The 16,922-nt window shown below is 71.0% G+C and carries 19 protein-coding genes; 7 read left to right on the forward strand and 12 right to left on the reverse strand.

Annotated features, from left to right (window positions below; all coding sequences use genetic code 11):
* The first annotated feature begins 4 nt into the window (after nucleotides 1-4).
* A complete protein-coding gene (locus ACFYM0_RS18610; protein WP_388502520.1) occupies nucleotides 5-640 on the forward strand; it encodes an OmpA family protein in 636 nt (211 codons plus the stop codon).
* 36 nt (nucleotides 641-676) lie between these two features.
* Here the strand turns inward: ACFYM0_RS18610 and ACFYM0_RS18615 are convergent, their stop codons facing one another.
* Together ACFYM0_RS18615 and ACFYM0_RS18620 are read right to left on the reverse strand one after the other, a co-directional pair.
* Nucleotides 677-874 (reverse strand): hypothetical protein, encoded by a 198-nt coding sequence (locus ACFYM0_RS18615; protein WP_388502521.1) that lies wholly within the window; start codon nucleotides 872-874, stop codon nucleotides 677-679.
* A gap of 8 nt (nucleotides 875-882) precedes the next feature.
* Nucleotides 883-1,734 carry a helix-turn-helix domain-containing protein gene (locus ACFYM0_RS18620; RefSeq protein ID WP_388502523.1) on the reverse strand — a complete coding sequence of 284 codons (852 nt, stop codon included), beginning with the start codon at nucleotides 1,732-1,734 and terminating at the stop codon, nucleotides 883-885.
* Nucleotides 1,735-1,954: 220 nt separating this feature from the next.
* Here ACFYM0_RS18620 and ACFYM0_RS18625 point away from each other — a divergent pair, with 220 nt between their 5' ends.
* Nucleotides 1,955-2,473 carry an ATP-binding protein gene (locus ACFYM0_RS18625; RefSeq protein ID WP_388502525.1) on the forward strand — a complete coding sequence of 173 codons (519 nt, stop codon included), beginning with the start codon at nucleotides 1,955-1,957 and terminating at the stop codon, nucleotides 2,471-2,473.
* Here ACFYM0_RS18625 and ACFYM0_RS18630 read toward each other — a convergent pair.
* The 8 genes from ACFYM0_RS18630 to ACFYM0_RS18665 form a co-directional block, all read right to left on the reverse strand.
* On the reverse strand, nucleotides 2,453-3,877 hold the full coding sequence (locus ACFYM0_RS18630) for a hypothetical protein (protein ID WP_388502527.1): 1,425 nt from the start codon (nucleotides 3,875-3,877) through the stop codon (nucleotides 2,453-2,455). The genes ACFYM0_RS18625 and ACFYM0_RS18630 overlap by 21 nt on opposite strands.
* Nucleotides 3,878-3,994: 117 nt before the next feature.
* Nucleotides 3,995-5,143: an RNA polymerase sigma factor gene (locus ACFYM0_RS18635; protein WP_388503021.1), complete on the reverse strand. Its 1,149-nt coding sequence runs from the start codon at nucleotides 5,141-5,143 to the stop codon at nucleotides 3,995-3,997.
* A 7-nt stretch (nucleotides 5,144-5,150) separates the two neighbouring features.
* Nucleotides 5,151-5,564, reverse strand: coding sequence for a YciI family protein (locus ACFYM0_RS18640; protein ID WP_250742811.1), 414 nt, complete (start codon nucleotides 5,562-5,564; stop codon nucleotides 5,151-5,153).
* 174 nt (nucleotides 5,565-5,738) lie between these two features.
* On the reverse strand, nucleotides 5,739-6,116 hold the full coding sequence (locus tag ACFYM0_RS18645) for a hypothetical protein (protein ID WP_388502530.1): 378 nt from the start codon (nucleotides 6,114-6,116) through the stop codon (nucleotides 5,739-5,741).
* Between the two features lie 178 nt (nucleotides 6,117-6,294).
* Entirely contained in the window at nucleotides 6,295-7,260 is a 966-nt protein-coding gene (locus ACFYM0_RS18650) for a hypothetical protein (RefSeq protein ID WP_388502532.1), read from the reverse strand.
* A 105-nt stretch (nucleotides 7,261-7,365) separates the two neighbouring features.
* The gene (locus ACFYM0_RS18655) at nucleotides 7,366-8,787 is read right to left on the reverse strand and encodes an APC family permease (RefSeq protein ID WP_388503023.1); all 1,422 of its coding nucleotides are present in this window, start codon (nucleotides 8,785-8,787) and stop codon (nucleotides 7,366-7,368) included.
* 319 nt (nucleotides 8,788-9,106) lie between these two features.
* Nucleotides 9,107-10,624: an SH3 domain-containing protein gene (locus ACFYM0_RS18660; RefSeq protein WP_388502534.1), complete on the reverse strand. Its 1,518-nt coding sequence runs from the start codon at nucleotides 10,622-10,624 to the stop codon at nucleotides 9,107-9,109.
* A 131-nt stretch (nucleotides 10,625-10,755) separates the two neighbouring features.
* Nucleotides 10,756-11,316, reverse strand: coding sequence for a TetR/AcrR family transcriptional regulator (locus ACFYM0_RS18665; protein ID WP_388503026.1), 561 nt, complete (start codon nucleotides 11,314-11,316; stop codon nucleotides 10,756-10,758).
* A gap of 157 nt (nucleotides 11,317-11,473) precedes the next feature.
* Between ACFYM0_RS18665 and ACFYM0_RS18670 the strand changes: the two genes are divergently transcribed.
* From ACFYM0_RS18670 to ACFYM0_RS18685, 4 genes are all read left to right on the forward strand, one after another.
* Nucleotides 11,474-11,896, forward strand: coding sequence for a nuclear transport factor 2 family protein (locus ACFYM0_RS18670; protein ID WP_388502535.1), 423 nt, complete (start codon nucleotides 11,474-11,476; stop codon nucleotides 11,894-11,896).
* A gap of 81 nt (nucleotides 11,897-11,977) precedes the next feature.
* On the forward strand, nucleotides 11,978-12,382 hold the full coding sequence (locus ACFYM0_RS18675) for a DUF1992 domain-containing protein (protein WP_388502537.1): 405 nt from the start codon (nucleotides 11,978-11,980) through the stop codon (nucleotides 12,380-12,382).
* Between the two features lie 189 nt (nucleotides 12,383-12,571).
* Nucleotides 12,572-12,787, forward strand: coding sequence for a DUF6243 family protein (locus tag ACFYM0_RS18680; protein WP_388502540.1), 216 nt, complete (start codon nucleotides 12,572-12,574; stop codon nucleotides 12,785-12,787).
* A 146-nt stretch (nucleotides 12,788-12,933) separates the two neighbouring features.
* Nucleotides 12,934-13,395, forward strand: a complete 462-nt coding sequence (locus ACFYM0_RS18685) for a hypothetical protein (RefSeq protein WP_388502541.1) — start codon at nucleotides 12,934-12,936, stop codon at nucleotides 13,393-13,395.
* 48 nt (nucleotides 13,396-13,443) lie between these two features.
* Here ACFYM0_RS18685 and ACFYM0_RS18690 read toward each other — a convergent pair whose 3' ends face one another.
* Both ACFYM0_RS18690 and ACFYM0_RS18695 read right to left on the reverse strand, forming a co-directional pair.
* Entirely contained in the window at nucleotides 13,444-14,433 is a 990-nt protein-coding gene (locus tag ACFYM0_RS18690) for an SGNH/GDSL hydrolase family protein (protein WP_388502544.1), read from the reverse strand.
* Between the two features lie 149 nt (nucleotides 14,434-14,582).
* On the reverse strand, nucleotides 14,583-15,170 hold the full coding sequence (locus tag ACFYM0_RS18695; protein WP_388502546.1) for a TetR/AcrR family transcriptional regulator: 588 nt from the start codon (nucleotides 15,168-15,170) through the stop codon (nucleotides 14,583-14,585).
* Nucleotides 15,171-15,294: 124 nt separating this feature from the next.
* Here ACFYM0_RS18695 and ACFYM0_RS18700 point away from each other — a divergent pair, with 124 nt between their 5' ends.
* Nucleotides 15,295-16,887: an MDR family MFS transporter gene (locus ACFYM0_RS18700; RefSeq protein ID WP_388502549.1), complete on the forward strand. Its 1,593-nt coding sequence runs from the start codon at nucleotides 15,295-15,297 to the stop codon at nucleotides 16,885-16,887.
* Nucleotides 16,888-16,922 lie beyond the last annotated feature (35 nt).

Here is a 16,922-nt window from a genome sequence, read left to right on the forward strand (position 1 = left end):
CCCCATGACCAAACGCCATCGCACTTCCGCTGCCACGGCCGTCGCCGGTCTCATCATCGCGGGCGTCCACTTCATCGGCGCGACCAGCGCGCAGGCGGATGACGTAACGCCGTCTGTACCTCCCGGGACACAGGCCTCGGCCTCGGCCCCTGTGCCTGTCAAAGCTGACTCTCCTGGTCTGAAACTCCCGCAAGGCGGTGTCCTCGCACCCCCCAAGGTGCTGGACATGGTGGAGGTAGTCGAAGACATCGGCGGCGAGGAGCGGCGCCAGGAGACGAACCAGACCGTCATGATGGCGCTCCAGTCCGAGGTGATGTTCCCCGAGGACAGTGCCATCTTCAACGCCCAGGCCGCCGCCCGTATCCAGGCCATCGCGCAGGAGATTAACACCCAGAAGGCCACCACCGTCCGGATCTTCGGTTTCACCGACGACCAGGGCAGCTACGAGCACGGCAAGGAACTCTCCAAGAAGCGTGCCGACGCGGTCCAGGCCGAGCTGGCGAAGACGGTGACCAATCCCAGCGTCACCTTCGACGTACGCGGCTACAGCGAGGACTACCCGATCGCCGACAACGGCACCGAGGAAGGCCGCAAGAAGAACCGCCGCGTGGAGATCACCTTCCCGCGCAGCATCAAGTAGAGCGGGGCCCCGTCACCCGCGCTGGCGGGGGCGGGGTCAGTCCGTCAGCAGGTGGTCGGCCTTGCCGGCCTTGATGTCCCGGATCAGCTGGTGCAATGCCTCGCGGGTGTCCGTGAGGTAGGTGTGCTCCTGGCCGGACAGGGCTATGTAGCTGTTGCCGTCCCCGTCCACCCCGATTCGGTAACAGGCGCTGGCCTCAGCGCAGTAGGGGTCTTCCCAGGTGATGTTGGTCATCGTTCGCCTCACAGTTGGCGCGCCAGGCCGTGGATGAAGTCGCGTGACTTGGCGGGCGAAAGGCTGAGCCGTTCCGTCCAGTCCAGTTGGGCGCGGTATTTGGATAGTTGGGCCTCGTTGTGGAGGAAGTCGGGGCCATGTGTGGTGTCGCTCTGCACGGTGTCGAGCTGGGGGACCGGCCCCTCCAGGTAGTTGACCGTCTGCCCGGCTCCGGGGAATCCTCCCGCCTCGAAGGGGAGAACACGGACGGCGATGTTGTCCTGCTCGGAGACCTGGAGTAGGTGCTCCAGTTGCGCCCGCGCGACCTGGCGTCCACCGAACTGCATCCGCAATGCCGCTTCATGCAGGATCGCGACGTACGCCGGTGCTGATCCACCTTCCAGTACCTGTTGGCGCTCCAGTCTGTGCGCCAGGCGGAGTGCGGCCTCGGGTTCCGGGAGGGCCGGTACTGCGAACCGGAAGATGGCGAGTGCGTGATCGCTGGTTTGCAGGAGCCCCGGAATGTGCACCGAATGTGCGCACCGGATCCGGGTGGCGTAGGACTCCAGTTCCGCGATGTCGAGTATCGCGGAGGACAGAGCGCCCCGATAGCGCTCCCACCACCCCCGTTTCTGCGGCTGGGCCATGGCGACAAGTGCGTCGATGTACCGCTCGTCAGCGCAGTCGCAATGGCAGGCCAGCGACCGGAGTCGCTCCTCGCTGATGGTGCGGATCCCCTGCTCGATGGCCGAGATCTTGGAGCGGTCGACACCTAGCAGTCCTGCGGCGGACTCGGCGGAGACGTCTGCTGCCAGCCTCAACCTGCGCAGCTCGGCACCCAGTCGCTTCTGTCGTTCGGTCGGCGAGGTCCTCGGGGGCATGGGTGCAGTCTGCCGTGCCGACAGCCCGCAGATCCACAGTGGCTCAACTTCCGAACTGAGGTGGTCAATTGTCCACCCGGTTCGCTACCTTGAGTAGTGCACCGCTCACGCAAGGGAGTTGGAAGTGCATCGCCGCAGCATGCCTCGGCCTCGGCCTCGGCGACGAGCCACTGCCCCCACGCAACGCGAGAGCAACCGAGCTCACGACAGGGAGTCCGTCATGCTCAGCCCCTTCATGGCCCCCAGCCCCGGCTGCTTCGACGCTTGCCCGCCGAGCGACGAGCCGCCGTCCCCCGACGGGCTGTCGTGCAGCCTGACCGTGCCCGGGGAGCCCTACAGCGCCCAGATCGCGCGCAGCACCGTACGGTCCGTCCTGCACGCACATCGCCTCGACGGGGTCGTGCCCGCCGCCGTGCAGGTCGTCGGTGAACTCATCGCGGCGGCGTGGTACTTGGACCCCGGTCGGAGCCTCTACCTCGCCCTCCGCCACCGCGAGGGGGCCCTGCGCCTCACCGTGTACGACGGGCACGCGGCCCACGCCCACCCCCGCCTCGCCGCCCACTGCGAGGCCCGCCGACGGGCCGCGCTGCGCGTCATGGCCGCCGTCGTGCGGGACTGTGGCGGGGCCTGGGGGTTCGGGGAGTCCCGGGAGCCCGGCGGCGGGACGCGGACCTGGGCGAGTCTGCCGGTCGCCGGGGCCGCCGGGTACCTGGGCGGGTCAGTTGCCCCGGCGGAGTGAGATCAGTACGCGCTTGTTCTCGTCGCGGGTGACGAAGAGACCGCTGCCGCCCACGTCGGTGAGGAGCGGGACGTTGACACCCGCGCCCAGTACCTTCGCCTCGCCGGTGGCGGAGTTGAGGTCGACCTGCGCGACGACCGCATCGGAGCCGGAGCCCACTTCTTCCTCGACCTCTCCGTAGGCCGTCCCGTCGTCACGGACCGAGGCGAGGTTGATCGTCTTGCGGTTCCCGTCACCCGCCAGGCAGATGCCCCGCTTCTTCTCCAAGTCGAAGGCGACCGGGCCGGCCGCGAGGTAGCGGCCCGAGGGGGAGGCGAAGGTCCGGTGGTCGGGGGACTGGTCGAGGATGTCGGGCTTCTCGTTGTACGCGCACTCCATACGGGCCAGCAGGGCGCCGGTCCGTACGTCGTGCACCGACCAGGTGGCGGGACTGTCCGAGTCGTACTTCCCTCCGTTGTCCCACGAGGCGAGGAGACGGCCGGCCGCCACCCCGTACGCCCTGCCGTTCCAGTCGTCGAGGATGCCGGCCTTCTGCTGCACCCCGTCGGGGCGGACCGTGTCGCTGAACCAGCGGCCCGGCATGCCGAACCCGCGCCCGAGGCCCATCGAGACCAGGGGGCCGTCGGCGCTCACCGCCATCACCCGGCTGCTCTTGCAGGCGGCGGCCTGGGCGCACTGGGGCAGGAGCCCGTTCGGGTCCTTGTACGGGGTGACGGTCCCGGTGGTCACGTCCACGGTGGCCCCGGAGCGCGGGTACGGCCCGGTGTCCCCGTACGCGACGAGCAGCCGCCCGCCGTGCGCGCCGACCCGGACCTCGTTCGGCGACGCCGACACCGGTACGTCCACCTCCCGCAGGGGCTTGACCCCCGAGCCCGAGGCGTCGGACGGGAACACCGCCAGGCGCACCACCTCGGTGCCCTCGTGCAGCGCGTCCTTGCCGCTCATCCCGTGGGCCCACGCCACGACATAGCCTCGGCCGTCCTGCTCGAAACCCATCAGGTCGGGGATCTCCACCTCATCGTCGGACGAGGCCTCGCCCTCGGCGGCTCCGACGGGTGTCGGGACCTTCCACGGGACGGAGCTCCAGCCGACCTTCCCGCCGGCGCCGGCCTTGGCCTGCACGGTGTAGCCGTCGGAGGACCCGTAGAGCATCGCGACCATGTCGCTGCGGGGTACGTCCGTGAACGGCAGCGATCCCACCGAATCGGGCACCCACCCGAGGGTCTCGTCCCAGCCCTTGGCCCCGTCGTACTGCGGGGGCACGCTCAGCTTGGCCGGCGCCTTTGCCGCGTCCTGCTGGCCGAAGACGCCGGAGGCGCCCTTGCCGTCCCCGCCCGTGCCGTTCGTGCTGTCTGTGCTGCTGCAACCGGCCACCAAGGTGACCGACAGGACGGCGCCCGCCATTGTTCTCGCCGCTCGCATGTTCCCCCGCTTTGGCCGCTGTTGATCAAGTGCGGAGTGAGGGTAACAACGGCCACGGACGGCACGGGGTGTTTCGGACACCACGCCGACGGACGGCCGTCAGCCGCGCCGGCGGGCGGAGTTCAGGCGGGCCGCCTGGCGGGTCAGGTGGTCGCGTTCCGCGAGGTTGGGGGCCTGGTGGGCCGCCTCGGCGTACAGGCGGGCCGCCGTCGCCGGGTCGCCGTCGCGTTCGTGGAGGTACGCGGCCACCGCCGTGTGGCGGGGGAGCGTGGCGTCCAGTTCCGCGAGGGCCGCCAGGCCGGCGCGCGGGCCGTCGGCCTCGCCGACCGCCACCGCGCGGTTGAGGCGGGCGATCGGGCTGTCGGTCAGCCGGACCAGCTCGTCGTACCACTCCACGATCTGCACCCAGTCGGTCTCCTCGGTTCTCTGCGCGTCGGCATGGAGGGCGGCGATGGCAGCTTGGGCCTGGAACTCGCCCAGTCGGTCGCGGGCGAGAGCGGGATGGAGCATGCCGATCCCCTCCGCAATCAGCGCCTTGTCCCAGCGGCCGCGGTCCTGCTCGGCGAGGGGGATCAGGCTGCCGTCGGGGGTGGTGCGCGTCGCGCGCCGGGCGTGGTGGAGCAGCATCAGGGCGAGGAGCCCGGACACCTCGGGGTGGTCGATGGAGGCCGCCAGGCGGCGGGTGAGACGGATCGCCTCGGCGGCCAGGTCTATGTCGCCGGAGTAGCCCTCGTTGAAGACCAGGTAGAGGACGCGCAGGACCGTGCCGACGTCGCCGGGGCTGTCGAAGCGGACGTCGGAGACGGTGCGCTTGGCGCGGCTGATGCGCTGCGCCATGGTCGCCTCGGGGACGAGGTAGGCCGCCGCGATCTGGCGCGTCGTGAGTCCGCCGACGGCGCGCAGGGTGAGCGCGACGGCGGAGGACGGGGTCAACGACGGGTGCGCGCACAGGAAGTAGAGCTGGAGCGTGTCGTCCACCCCGGGCGCGGGGCCGGGCGCCGGCTCCTCCTCCACCCGGTCCTCACGACGGCGGCGGGCGGTGTCCGCCCGCGTCGCGTCGAGGAACCGTCGCCAGGCCACCGTGACCAGCCAGGCCTTCGGATCCCGGGGAGGGTCCTCGGGCCAGACCCGGACCGCTTCGAGCAGGGCCTCCTGTACGGCGTCCTCGGCCGCCGCGAAGTCTGCTCCGCGGCGGACGAGGATTCCGAGGACGTTCGGGGTGAGGCTCCGCAGGAGGGCCTCGTCGATGGACACGTCAGTGGCACTCGGGGACGGTGGGCGGCGCGGCCAGGAACGGGCGCAGCTCCAGCCACTCGTGGATCGGCTTGCCGCCCGCCCCGGGAGCCGCCGACAGCTCACCGGCCAGCTCGACGGCGCGCTCGTAGCTGTCGACGTCGATCACCATCCACCCGGCGATCAGGTCCTTCGTCTCGGCGAAGGGGCCGTCGGTGACCGGCGGGCGGCCCTCGCCGTCGTAGCGGACCCAGGTCCCCTCGGGGGCGAGGGCCTGACCGTCGACGAACTCGCCGGTGCCCTCCAGCCGGTCCGCGAAGTCGCGCATGTACTGGATGTGGGCCGTGATCTCCTCCGGAGTCCACTCGCTCATGGGGACGTCGTTGGCGCAAGCCGGGGCGCCGCGGTAGTGCTTGAGAAGCAGGTACTTGGCCATGGTGGTCTCCTCGGTGCGGTGCGGCCCATTCTGGCCGCTCTCACTGAGGAGACGGAGCCCGGCACGGGTTCTCGACATCACCGCCGAAGTTTTTCCACGGGATGTCGAGGAGCCGGACCGGGCGGACGTGCCGCCCGGTCCGGCGTGTGGATCCGGCCTTCCGGCCCGGCTGGATCAGGCACGGTGGCCGCGGCCGTCGTGGCCGCTCCAGTCGCCCTTCCAGTCGTTCTTCCAGTTGTTCTTCCAGTCACCGTTCCCATGGCCGTTCCAGTGACCGTTTCCGTACCAGTACGTGTGGCAGTCCCACCGGCCCCAGCTCTGGTGGTGGGAGCGCTGGTGCCAATGGCAGTAGCGGATGCGGTAGCCGTCGTCACCGCGATCGCGGTGACCGTCGCGACCGGATGCCGCCGCGGTGACGCTGGTGGGGTCGGCCTGCGGCGCCGCCGTCGACGCGGCGAACGCGTTGGAGGGCAGGAGTGCGCCTGTGGCGGCCAGGGCGGCCGAGGCGGTGAGAACGGCGAACCGTTGTCGTGTGCGGGGTCTGTGGGTCATGAGAGTTCACCTCCGGCGAGCAGACAGGGACAGGGCGGAGAGAAAGGCCGATGATGCGGGTGGTCACCTGCTCTACGTGATCCCCCCTCCATTGAGCCCGGGCCGGCGCACCGCGTCATGCCCCTGACTTTCGGGGCTTGACAAACCGATCGGACCGCGACGGCCGGGGAGCGGCGTCTCAGACCCGCCGCTGGTCCGGCAGGTCCAGCGCCTTGTCCCGCCAGCGGACGAAGAGGCTCTCCGCGTCGCCGCTGTACGACCACGGGACCCGCGTGGCCCTGTTGTCCAGCAGGGCGAAGACGGCCGGCGCCTGCGCCTCCATGCCCGCGTGGACCAGGCCGTGGGCCAGGTAGTTCAGGTCGGCGACGTCCTGGGCGTACGACACCGTGCGGTGGGCGATCCAGTTGTCCAGCGCGTTGCGCAGGTCCCAGCGCGCCCGGTCCCCGCTCCAGTGGTAGGCCAGACCGATCGCCGTGCGCCCCTCCGCCTCCGTCTGGTGCCGGTACTGCTCCGCCCGCGCCACCTGCGGCAGCACCACGAGCGGGGAACCGGGCGGGGCGTAGACGGCCACGTCCCAGGCGAAGTTGTTGGCCTCGCCGTTCGATCCGTGCCAGCGCGGGGAGAGGTAGCGCAGCGCCTGGTGGTGGGCTTCCCGGTGGTAGGGGTCGCGGGCGCGGAGCTCCTTCCACCAGTGGCCCATGTTCGGGTCGCCGCGGTCGTACAGCCTGGCGAGCGTCACGAGGGAGACGTACGGGTACGGGTCCTCGGGCGCCAGATCGGCGGCCCGCAGACACAGCCCGGCCACCTGATCGAGGCTGTCGTTCGCGGGCATCGCCCCGCTGCGCGCCGCGGCGAACGTCCGCATCACCTCGGTCTCCGCACGCAGTACGGCCGCGTCCGGATCGGCCGGGTCGGCGGCGTACCAGACGTCCACGGTGCGCCGGCTCGCCGCGGCGTCCGCGAGCAGCCGGATGCGGTGCGCGCGCCGGTCCCAGTCGTCACGGGGGTGCTCGGCCAGCAGGTCACGGGCCCCTTCCCAGCGGCCCATCACCATGTCCTGACGGCACTGTTCCAGGCCTCGGTCGCCGTACGCCTGGTCGTAGACCGGTGCTCCGGAACGGCGGCGGCGCGGCCAGGGTGCCATGGACACTCCTCGGATCGGTGGGGGTGGACGACGGGGGCGACGGGCGCGCCGGCGCCGGTGCCGGCGCCGGTGCGGGCGGCACGGGTGCCGGCGCTCTGCGTGCCGTCAGAAGTCGGTGAGCACGTCGTCCCGCCGGTCGGCCGCCGCGAGGCCGGGTCCGCCGCCCGGTCCGGAGCCCTGTTCCTCGGAGAAGACGTCCTGTTCGGGATCCAGCGGCCGGGGCCGGAAGTACGAGGCCCCCTGCAGCCGGGAGAAGGTCATCGGGATCAGGCCCAGCGCGAGTGCCCCCAGGCCGATGGCGAGGGCGCTGCCGGTCAGTTCCGGAACCGACATCGCGAAGATCCAGATCATGAACAGGGCTCCGCCGAGCGGCCACAGCCCGACGAGGAGGAAGGTGCCCACGGACCTGAACAGCACCTTGCGGTAGGCGACCACGGCCGCGAGTCCGGCGAGGGCGTAGTAGAAGGCGATGTGCAGGCCGATGCCGCTGACGGCGTCCCGTACGAACTGCGTGCCGGAGCCGGCCGAGGCGGACACCGCGACGAGCAGGAGGGCCACGGCCGCCACGGTGGCCGTGGCGACGGAGGGCGTCTGCCAGTTGCGGTGGATGCGGCCGAACGCGGCGGGCACGGTGCGGTCGCGGCCCATGGCGAAGAGCGTGCGGGTCGCCTGGAGGAGGCTCGTCTCCAGGGTGGCGATCATGGACAGCACGACGGCGAGGACGAGCAGCCGGCCGCCCCAGCCCGGCCAGACGGCGTCGCCGAGCACGGAGAGGAAGCCGTCGGGGTTGTTCCGTACCGCGTCCGCCCCGATGAGGATGTTGGTGGCGATGGTGAAGACGACGAAGATCGCGAACGACAGTGCGACGCCGATCAGGCCGCCGAGCCCGAAGGAACGGCGACTGGTGCGGGTCTCCTCGTTGAGATTGCTGGAGACGTCCCAGCCCCAGTAGCTGACCCCCGCGATCAGCGCGCCGGCGACGAAGCTGTGCGACGCGTCGAAGTGGCCGAAGCCGAACCAGGAGAGCGAGAAGTCCGCCGCGTTCCCGTCCTTGACCAGGGCGGCGACGGCGAAGGCCAGGAGCAGCACGAGCTGCAGGCCGGTCAGGATCCGGCGGGTGTACGGGCTGATCCGGGCCCCCTGCGCCACCACGCCCGCCATGAGCAGGAACCAGCCCGCGCCGACGGCCGTGGCCAGGCCGGTGTGCGAGGCCAGCTCGGGGCTGATGAGGGCGAGGGTGGCGCTGCCGGCCGGGAGGGTGGCCGACACGAGGAAGGCCGTCGCGGCGACGACCAGGGCCCAGCCGCTGAGGAAGCCGAGGAAGGGGTGCAGCGTGCGCGCCACCCAGGCGTAGCTCGCCCCGGCGTTGACGTCGAGGCGTCCCAGATGGCGGAAGGCCAGCGCGATGCCGGTCATCGGTATCGCGCAGTACAGGAGCACGGCGGGGCTCGCGACCCCGACGGCGGCGATGAGCGCGGGGATCGTCGCGGCGACGGTGTACGCCGGCCCGCAGCCCGCGACCGCCATGACGATGGAGTCGAGCGTCCCCAGGCTGCCGGCGCGCAGGCCGCCCCCGTCGCTGCCGGCCCTTTTGCTCACCACTGGCTGTGCCCCTCTGAGCCGCGTACAAGGGCTAGATCTTGCCCGCGGTGGCGGTGGGGACACAAGGGCTACTCTTCGGTTTCTTTTGTTCAACTACCTGTTGATGGCTGGGATTAGCGGTCCGTGTGGGGGGATGCTTCGGATTTCGTCGTCCGTGCGGATGTCTTCTGCGGGGCGGAAACGACTTCGGTGCGCACCGGGGCTCGGGGGCCTCGATGCGCACCGAAGGGTGGGTGGGGCTGGGTCAGCAGGAGGGGATGCGGTTCAGGTTCTCGGCGTAGCGGGCGGCGATCCAGCCGCGGCCGTCGGCGAGCTTGTACCAAAGGGTGTTGCCGTCGACCGAGGTGCCGTTGGTCTTGCACATCACCTGGACCTCGGTGCCGTGCTTGATCGCGCCGGTCTTCTTGTAGTGCGTGCCGGGGCCGGTGCGGACGTGCAGCTTGTCGCTGACGATGCGGGCCGTCGGCTTGCCGGGCTTGTCGCCCTTGCCACCGTGGTCCTTACCGCCGTGGTCCTTGCCGCACTTGCACTTGCCGGGCTTGCCCTGGTCGCCCTTGTCGCCCTTCGGGCCCTGCGGACCCCTCGGACCCTGGTCGCCCTTGGGTCCGCCCGGTCCGCGGTTGCCCTTCTCGCCCTGCTCGCCCTTCGGTCCGCCGGGGCCGCGGTCGCCCTTCTTGCCCTGGTCGCCCTTCGGTCCGCCCGGTCCGCGCGAACCAGTCGGTCCGGCCGGGCCGGTGTTCCCGCGGTCACCCCGGTCGCCCTTGTCGCCCTTGTCGCCCTTGGGTCCGCCGGCCGGGCCGGTGTCGCCCTTGGGGCCCTGGGGTCCGCCCGGTCCGGGCACTCCCGCCGGTCCCGCCGGACCGGGGTTGCCCGTGTCGCCCTTCGGCCCGGGAGCCCCGGTGTCGCCCTTCGGGCCGCCCGCCGGGCCCGTGTCGCCCTTCGGGCCGGGTGCCCCGGTCTCGCCCTTCGGGCCCTGGGGGCCTCCGGCCGGTCCCTGGTCGCCCTTCGGACCCTGCGGTCCCGCGTCGCCCTTCGGTCCCTTGTGGCCCTTGGGACCCTGCGGACCCTTCGGCCCGTGCTCGCCCCTCTCGCCGCGGTCACCCTTCTCGCCGCGGTCCCCGCGGTCCCCGCGCTCGCCCTTCTCGCCCCGCTCGCCCTGGTCGCCCTTGTCGCCCTTGGGGCCGGGGCGGCCCGGCTTGCCGTGGTGACCGGGCTTTCCGTCGTGGCCCGGCTTTCCGTCGTGGCCGTCCTGCCCGTCGTCGCCCTTGGGGCCCGTCACCGGGGTGGACACCGCGTACAGGCCGGGCGAGGAGCCTGCCCCGGCCGCCCACTCGCCGCCGTCGAGCGTCGTGCCCTCGGGAGCGTCCGCGTCCACCCGTACGAGTACGCCCAGCCGGGTGCCGCTCTCCGCCGGGAAGGCGAAGCCCGCCCGGGTCCCGGCGTCACAGGTCAGCTGGCGGGCGTTGCCCGAGAGGGTGCAGGGCGCCCCCGAACGGTCGCCGTTCCAGTAGAAGCGGGCCTCGGGGAAGGTCGTCCGCTCCGGCGCGGTGATCCGGAAGCTGCTGCTGAGCGCCGGATCCCCGTCCGTCTCCGCCACGATTACCACGCGGCCGGTCTTTCCGGCGGCGATCGAGGGGACGTACGGCTGGGAGAACCGGATGTGCGGCGAGCCGGCGGCGAAAGCCGGCACGGCCGGCAGCAGGCAGGTCGCGGTGACGGCCGCGACGACCAGGGCGGCCGACGTGCAGCGGGAAGCAGACAAGGGTGTTTCCTCCGCGAGGAAAAGCGACGGAACCGGAGGGCGACCGCCGAATGCGGTCTTCCGGTGGACAAAAGTTCCAACACCAGTTAAAAGCTGACAATGCGACCCGGTTGTGTACGACGCGTAACCGATCACTCGGCAGCCGCGTGAATCCCTCCGCCGGCCCGGACCAGGACGCAGGCGGCCTCGCGCGCCCGCACCGCCGCTCCCGGGCCCGGTTCCAGGGCCGCTACCACCGTCGCCCCCTCGACCAGCAGCAGCAACTGCTCTGCCAGCCCCTCCCGGCCCGGCCCGGCGGCGTCGGCCAGCAGGGCCCGCAGCTCCGCCTTGTGGCGGCGTACGACGTCCAGCACTCCGGCGGGCCCCGCGCCCAGCTCCCCGTACGCGTTCAGGAACGCGCAGCCGCGGAAGCCCGGCTCCGAGAACCACCGGGCGAGCCACTCGAAGACCGCCCCGACCGGGTCGGCCTGCCCCGCGACCGCTGCGCGCAGGCTCCCCATCCAGCGGCGGTCGCGGCGCTCCAGATAGGCGGTGACCAGGGACTCCTTGGCCGGATAGAGGCGGTAGAGCCGCTTGAGCGGGATCCCCGACTCGGCGCGGATCCGGTCCATGCCCACGGCCTGGATGCCTTCGGCGTAGAACAGCGCCTCCGCGGCGTCGAGCAGGCGGGTGCGGGCGTCTTCGTCGTTCATCGGGGCGGCGGGCATGGAAGCAGCGTAGACCAGAATCGCTTGCGCGGAGAACGTACGTTCTCTAGGCTCGGGGCAACGCAGAGAACGAGCGTTCTCCCCTCCCTCTGCCTCTGCCCCGCCTTGCCCTGCCCCAGTCGATGTGGAGAGGTATCCCACCGTGACCGCTACTCGTTCCGTTCGACCGCCGCTCCCGCCCTTCACCGAGGAGTCCGCCCGCGCCAAGGTGCAGGCCGCCGAGGACGCCTGGAACAGCCGCGACCCCGAACGCGTCTCCCTCGCCTACACCGAGGACTCCGCCTGGCGGAACCGCGACCGCTTCCTGACCGGCCGCGCCGAGATCCGCGCCTTCCTCGCCGACAAGTGGGAGCGCGAGCTGGAGTACCGGCTGCGCAAGGAGCTGTGGGCGTACACCGACAACCGCATCTCGGTCCGCTTCGAGTACGAGTGGCACGACGCGAGCGGCCAGTGGTGGCGCAGCCACGGCAACGAGCAGTGGGAGTTCGACGCCGCGGGTCTGATGCGCCGTCGCGAGGCCAGCATCAACGACATCCCGATCGACGAGTCGGACCGCCGCCTCTGAGCCCGGAGTCGGGACGGTTACGCTCCGCAACCCCCTCCCCAGTCTTCGGAGTTATGCTTGCAGGAACCCTTGGGAGGCAATGTGACCGAGCGCAAACCGCCTGGTGTCAGCTTCGAATCCTTCGTGGACCGCCAGATCAGACAGGCCGAGGCGAGCGGCGAGATCGAGAATCTGCCCGGCTTCGGAAAACCGCTGGCCTCGCTCGACGCCCCGTACGACGAGCTCTGGTGGGTCAAGGGCAAACTGCACCGCGAGGGCTTCGCGGTCCTCCCGCCGGCGCTCGCACTCCGCAAGGAGGCGGAAGACGCCCGCGAGGCGATCAAGGCCTCCCGCACCGAACGCCAGGTCCGCGACCTCCTCACGGAGATCAACGACAAGATCCGCACGGCCCTGCGCAGGCCCCCGCCCGGCCCCCCGCTGAACCTCAAGGAATTCGACGTCGAAGCCGAACTCGCCCAGTGGCGGGAGTCCCGCGAAGCCCGCTGACGGCCGCCCCGCAAGGGTTGGTGTCAGGGGCCGACGGAAGCGGGTAACGTCTTTGTCATGTTCTTCCAGAGGCCGATTTACGAGTGAGCGCGTGATGGGCCCCGGCTGACGTCCTTCGACGACGACGCCGCCGACCGTCCCCCACCAACGCATCCGTAGATCACTCCGCACTCATGACCGGGAGAACCCGTGACCGTCAGCAAGAACATCAACAACCCCGTGGGCCAGGGCGGCGGGCAGCGCAAGCGCCAGTCCCGCGCCGAACGGGCGAACAACGGCCCGCACCGCAACCTCGACCGCCAGGGCGCGGCCGACCAGAGGGCGGAGTTGCTGCGCAAGATGCGCGAGAAGGCAGCCGCGGCCGAGGGCGCCGACCGGACGGACGAAGCCCCCGCCCAGAGCTGAAGCACCACCGCCCCCAGGGCGACCCCGCACGAAGCAGGGCCCGGACCGCACCACGCGTCCCGGGCCCTGCTGCCGTTTCAGGCCTCCGGGACTCCCGCCAGGCGCCGGGGGGAACCACTCCAGGGGTGGGGGGCATCTGGTGAAGCATGGGTGTCTTGATCTTCGGGCTGTTCTTCACCGTCGGCTGGGCCCTGGCCCTCGCCGGGCTCGGGTACGCCGCCTCGGTGCTGTGGCGAGGCCGGGGGGAGCAGTGGGTACGGGGTCACGGGCGACCGTTCGTCCGGCTGCTGCTCCCGGCGCCCGCATACCTCCGCTTCGACCGGACGCTCGCCGTGGCGGTCCTGCCGGCCGACCTCTGGCTGGTGTCGGCGGTCCTCGCGTTCGGCATGGAAGGGATCTTCACCGAGGAGTGGCTGGGGTACCCCGGCATGATGGATCCCGGCGGGCAGGGCTACCAGGCGGGGGCAGTGGACCTGCTGCGCACGACGGCGTTGTGGAGCGCCTCCGCCGCGATCCTCGGGCGGTGCTGGACCACGGCGGCCGTCCAGCTGTCGGTCCTGCCGTTGTCGGCGCTCTGGATCGCCTCGCTCGACACCTACTATCACTGACCCCGCACGGGGCCGGCCGCCCCGCGCCGGCGGGTGGTCCATCCGCCGTCAGGCTCTGGTCGCCCCCAGTGCGGTCAGGGCCTCGGCGACGCGGTCCGCCTGGTGGGTGGCGCCGCGGAGGTTCGGGTGGAGGACGGTGCAGGCCTCGCCCCGGGCCGGGATGGAGCGGCAGAGCTCGGAGGGCGGGTCGCTCTGCTCGCCCGGCCCGGTCAGGCTGTCCTTGATCCCGTACATCCAGCGCTGCTCTCCGCTCGCGCACACCCCGTGCCCGGTGCTGGAGGAGTAGGTGTCCACGTACACCGCGCCGCTCCGGCGGGCCTGCTCCCTCAGGAGGGCGTTGACCCGGCGCTCCAGGCTGTCGAGCCAGGGCATGTCGCCCTTGGTGACGGTTCCGAGCTGGTGCCAGGACCCCCAGCCGCAGCCCGCGGCCTCGTCCACGACGGCCGGATACCCGACGACCGCCACCCCGGCGCGCGGGGCGCGGGTGCGGATCTCCTTCAGCAGGGCGGAGAAATCGGCCTCCAGCGCGCTGAACCGGGCGTCGAGCCCCGCGGCGCCCCCGCCCCGCGTGTAGTGATCGGTGCACGGGGTGCCCGTACCGAAAGAGGCCAGGCCGCGCTTCACGCAGGTCTCGACGATCTCGGAGAAACCCACGGAGTTGCCGCCGGCGCCGACCGTGACGAGATCGGCGGCTGCCGTAACGGCCCTGATCTGCGCCGGCTTTGCGGTCCACCCTCCCGGTGGGGGCACGGATGGTGGCCCCTTCAGCTCGGACTGCGGCCCCAGCAGCCCCGCTCTGACCTCCGCGGCGGAGCAGGTGACATCGGTGAGCTTCAACTTCAGCCGCCGGGCGGCCTGGTGTGGATAGTCCTGCTCGGAGCGGCCGCATCCGTCGGTGTTCCAGGGGCGCACGAAGGAGGCGGCGCTATACGAGTCCCCGAGGGCCACGTAGGAGAGGGGCGCGGGTGCCTGCGGCGCGAGAGCGGTGACGAAGGCGGCTGCCGCGGCAGCGGCGGTGGTGACGGCGAGACGCATCATGACGGCGGTGCCTTTGGCTCGGGCGCCGAGGCTCTTCCGCAGCGCACATCACCAAAAGTAGCCGCATTGACTACGGAGAGTAATAATTTGCCGCCTTGTTCGTTCGATCGAGTGAACGCGGGGGCGGGGGCGGGGGCGGGGGGTGGGGTCTATGCCTGCCGGTGGGCCTGGGTGATCAGGTCCGTCGCGACCTCCAGGGCGGCCTGCCGGGTCTCCTCCGGGTTGTCCCCCTCCACGTGCTGGAGGAACATCATGCCCGCGTGCAGGGTGAACAGGGCGCTCACGCACCGCACTTGGTCGGCCAGCGGGGCGTCCTCCTGGCCGGACCGGAGCAGCTCCACCAGGGTGAGGAGGCGCTTCTTCACCGTCTCGCCGATGCTCAGCTCCCGCAGCGACGCCTGGTTCTCCTGCATGAAGCGGTACAGGGAGGCGCCGCCCGCCATCGCCTCGCTGTAGCGGCGCAGGACCTCGCGCTTCATCTCCAGCGTGCGCGGCTGCTCCTCCGCCCACTGGATCAGCTCGTCGATCGGCCGGGTCAGGTCGTCGAACAGGCTGATGATGATGTCTTCCTTGGTCTTGAAGTGGTAGTACAGCGCCGCCTTCGTGACCCCCAGCCGCTCCGCGATCTCCCGCAGCGACGTCTTCTCGTACCCCTGCTCGGCGAAGAGTTCCAGTGCGATGTCCTGGATGCGCTGCCGCGTGTTGCCGCGGCGCTGCTGCGGACTGCTGCTGGACATGGGCTCTCCCCTGATTACTTACTTGACGCCCGGCTAGTTACGGGTCTACCTTCCCCAGTGTAGTGAACTAGCCGGTCGGCAAGTAAGTCCCAGGGCCGGTGCGTATGCGCCAGGGGAGTGGAACATGGTGGAAATCAAGAAGAACGCGGACGCCTCGGAGGAGGTGAAGCCGCGCAGCGTGCGGGTCGTCCTGATGGCGCTCATGATCGCGATGCTGCTGGCCATGCTGGACAACATGATCATCGGTACGGCCATGCCCACGATCGTCGGCGAACTCGGCGGCCTGGAGCACCTCTCCTGGGTCGTCACCGCCTACACCCTGGCCACCGCCGCCTCCACCCCTATCTGGGGCAAGGTCGGCGACATGTACGGGCGCAAGGGCTCCTTCCTCACCTCGATCGTCATCTTCCTGATCGGCTCCGCGCTCAGCGGCATGGCCCAGGACATGGGCCAGCTCATCGGCTTCCGCGCGATCCAGGGCCTCGGCGCCGGCGGTCTGATGGTCGGCGTCATGGCGATCATCGGTGACCTGATCCCGCCCCGTGAGCGCGGCAAGTACCAGGGCATGATGGCCGGCGTGATGGCCCTCGCCATGATCGGCGGACCGCTGGTCGGCGGCACCATCACCGACCACATGGGCTGGCGCTGGTCCTTCTACATCAACCTGCCGCTCGGCGCCGTGGCCCTGGCCATGGTCACCGCGGTGCTGCACCTCCCGAAGAAGACCCACGGGGAACGCCCCAAGATCGACTACCTCGGCGCGGCGCTGCTCACCATCGGCATCACCTCCACGGTCCTCGTCACCACCTGGGGCGGCACCGAGTACGCGTGGGGTTCCACCGAGATCATCGGCCTGATCGCCGTCGGCATCGTTTCCATCGCCGGCTTCCTCTACGCCGAGACCAAGGCCGCCGACCCGGTCATGCCGCTGCACATCTTCCGCAGCCGCAACTTCACCCTCATGTCCGTGATCGGCTTCCTGGTCGGCTTCGCGATGTTCGGCGGCGTGCTGTACCTGCCGCTCTTCCAGCAGTCGGTCCAGGGCGCCTCGGCCACCAACTCCGGCCTGCTGCTCCTGCCGATGCTGCTCTCGATGATGGCCGTCTCGCTGGTCGCGGGCCGGATCACCACCAGCAGCGGCAAGTACAAGATCTTCCCGATCGTCGGCGGCGGGCTCATGGTCGTCGGGCTCTTCCTGCTCGCCACCATGGACACCGGGACGAGCCGCCTGATGTCCGGCGTCTACATGGCGGTGCTCGGCGCCGGCCTCGGCTTCCTGATGCAGATCACGATGCTGGTCGCGCAGAACAGCGTCGAGATGAAGGACATGGGCGTCGCGTCCTCCTCGGCGACCCTGTTCCGCACGCTCGGCGGCTCCTTCGGCGTCGCGCTGATGGGCTCCCTGTTCACCAGTCAGGTCACCAGCACCATGACCGACCGGCTCGGCCCCGAAGCGGCGACCGCGGCGGGCTCCGCACAGCTGGACGCGGCGAGTCTGGCGAAGCTGCCGGAGCTCGTGCGGGACGCCTACCAGCACGCGGTGGCCGCCGGTACGCACTCGGCGTTCCTGCTGGGTGCGGGGATCGCGGTACTGGGCTTCGTGGCCGCCTGGTTCGTCAAGGAGGTCCCGCTGCGGGGCGCCGGACCGGCGGGGGGCTCCGACGGTGGAGGCCCGGCCAGGGCCGAGGCGGCTCCGGAGACGGTCGTCGTGCACTGAGTTGCTCGCGCGTCGGTGAACGGTGGGCCCGGCCC

The organism is Streptomyces sp. NPDC006487 (assembly GCF_042870555.1).
Lineage (GTDB): Bacteria > Actinomycetota > Actinomycetes > Streptomycetales > Streptomycetaceae > Streptomyces.

Excerpts from the sequence above, each read along its gene's own strand:
- ACFYM0_RS18645 (WP_388502530.1), bottom strand. The coding sequence starts at position 6,116 with ATGACCCACAGACCCCGCACACGACAACGGTTCGCCGTTCTCACCGCC.
- ACFYM0_RS18620 (WP_388502523.1), bottom strand. The coding sequence starts at position 1,734 with ATGCCCCCGAGGACCTCGCCGACCGAACGACAGAAGCGACTGGGTGCC.
- ACFYM0_RS18685 (WP_388502541.1), top strand. The coding sequence starts at position 12,934 with ATGGGTGTCTTGATCTTCGGGCTGTTCTTCACCGTCGGCTGGGCCCTG.
- ACFYM0_RS18615 (WP_388502521.1), bottom strand. The coding sequence starts at position 874 with ATGACCAACATCACCTGGGAAGACCCCTACTGCGCTGAGGCCAGCGCC.
- ACFYM0_RS18695 (WP_388502546.1), bottom strand. The coding sequence starts at position 15,170 with ATGTCCAGCAGCAGTCCGCAGCAGCGCCGCGGCAACACGCGGCAGCGC.
- ACFYM0_RS18655 (WP_388503023.1), bottom strand. The coding sequence starts at position 8,787 with ATGGCGGTCGCGGGCTGCGGGCCGGCGTACACCGTCGCCGCGACGATC.
- ACFYM0_RS18610 (WP_388502520.1), top strand. The coding sequence starts at position 5 with ATGACCAAACGCCATCGCACTTCCGCTGCCACGGCCGTCGCCGGTCTC.
- ACFYM0_RS18650 (WP_388502532.1), bottom strand. The coding sequence starts at position 7,260 with ATGGCACCCTGGCCGCGCCGCCGCCGTTCCGGAGCACCGGTCTACGAC.
- ACFYM0_RS18640 (WP_250742811.1), bottom strand. The coding sequence starts at position 5,564 with ATGGCCAAGTACCTGCTTCTCAAGCACTACCGCGGCGCCCCGGCTTGC.
- ACFYM0_RS18630 (WP_388502527.1), bottom strand. The coding sequence starts at position 3,877 with ATGGCGGGCGCCGTCCTGTCGGTCACCTTGGTGGCCGGTTGCAGCAGC.
- ACFYM0_RS18665 (WP_388503026.1), bottom strand. The coding sequence starts at position 11,316 with ATGAACGACGAAGACGCCCGCACCCGCCTGCTCGACGCCGCGGAGGCG.
- ACFYM0_RS18700 (WP_388502549.1), top strand. The coding sequence starts at position 15,295 with ATGGTGGAAATCAAGAAGAACGCGGACGCCTCGGAGGAGGTGAAGCCG.
- ACFYM0_RS18625 (WP_388502525.1), top strand. The coding sequence starts at position 1,955 with ATGCTCAGCCCCTTCATGGCCCCCAGCCCCGGCTGCTTCGACGCTTGC.
- ACFYM0_RS18690 (WP_388502544.1), bottom strand. The coding sequence starts at position 14,433 with ATGATGCGTCTCGCCGTCACCACCGCCGCTGCCGCGGCAGCCGCCTTC.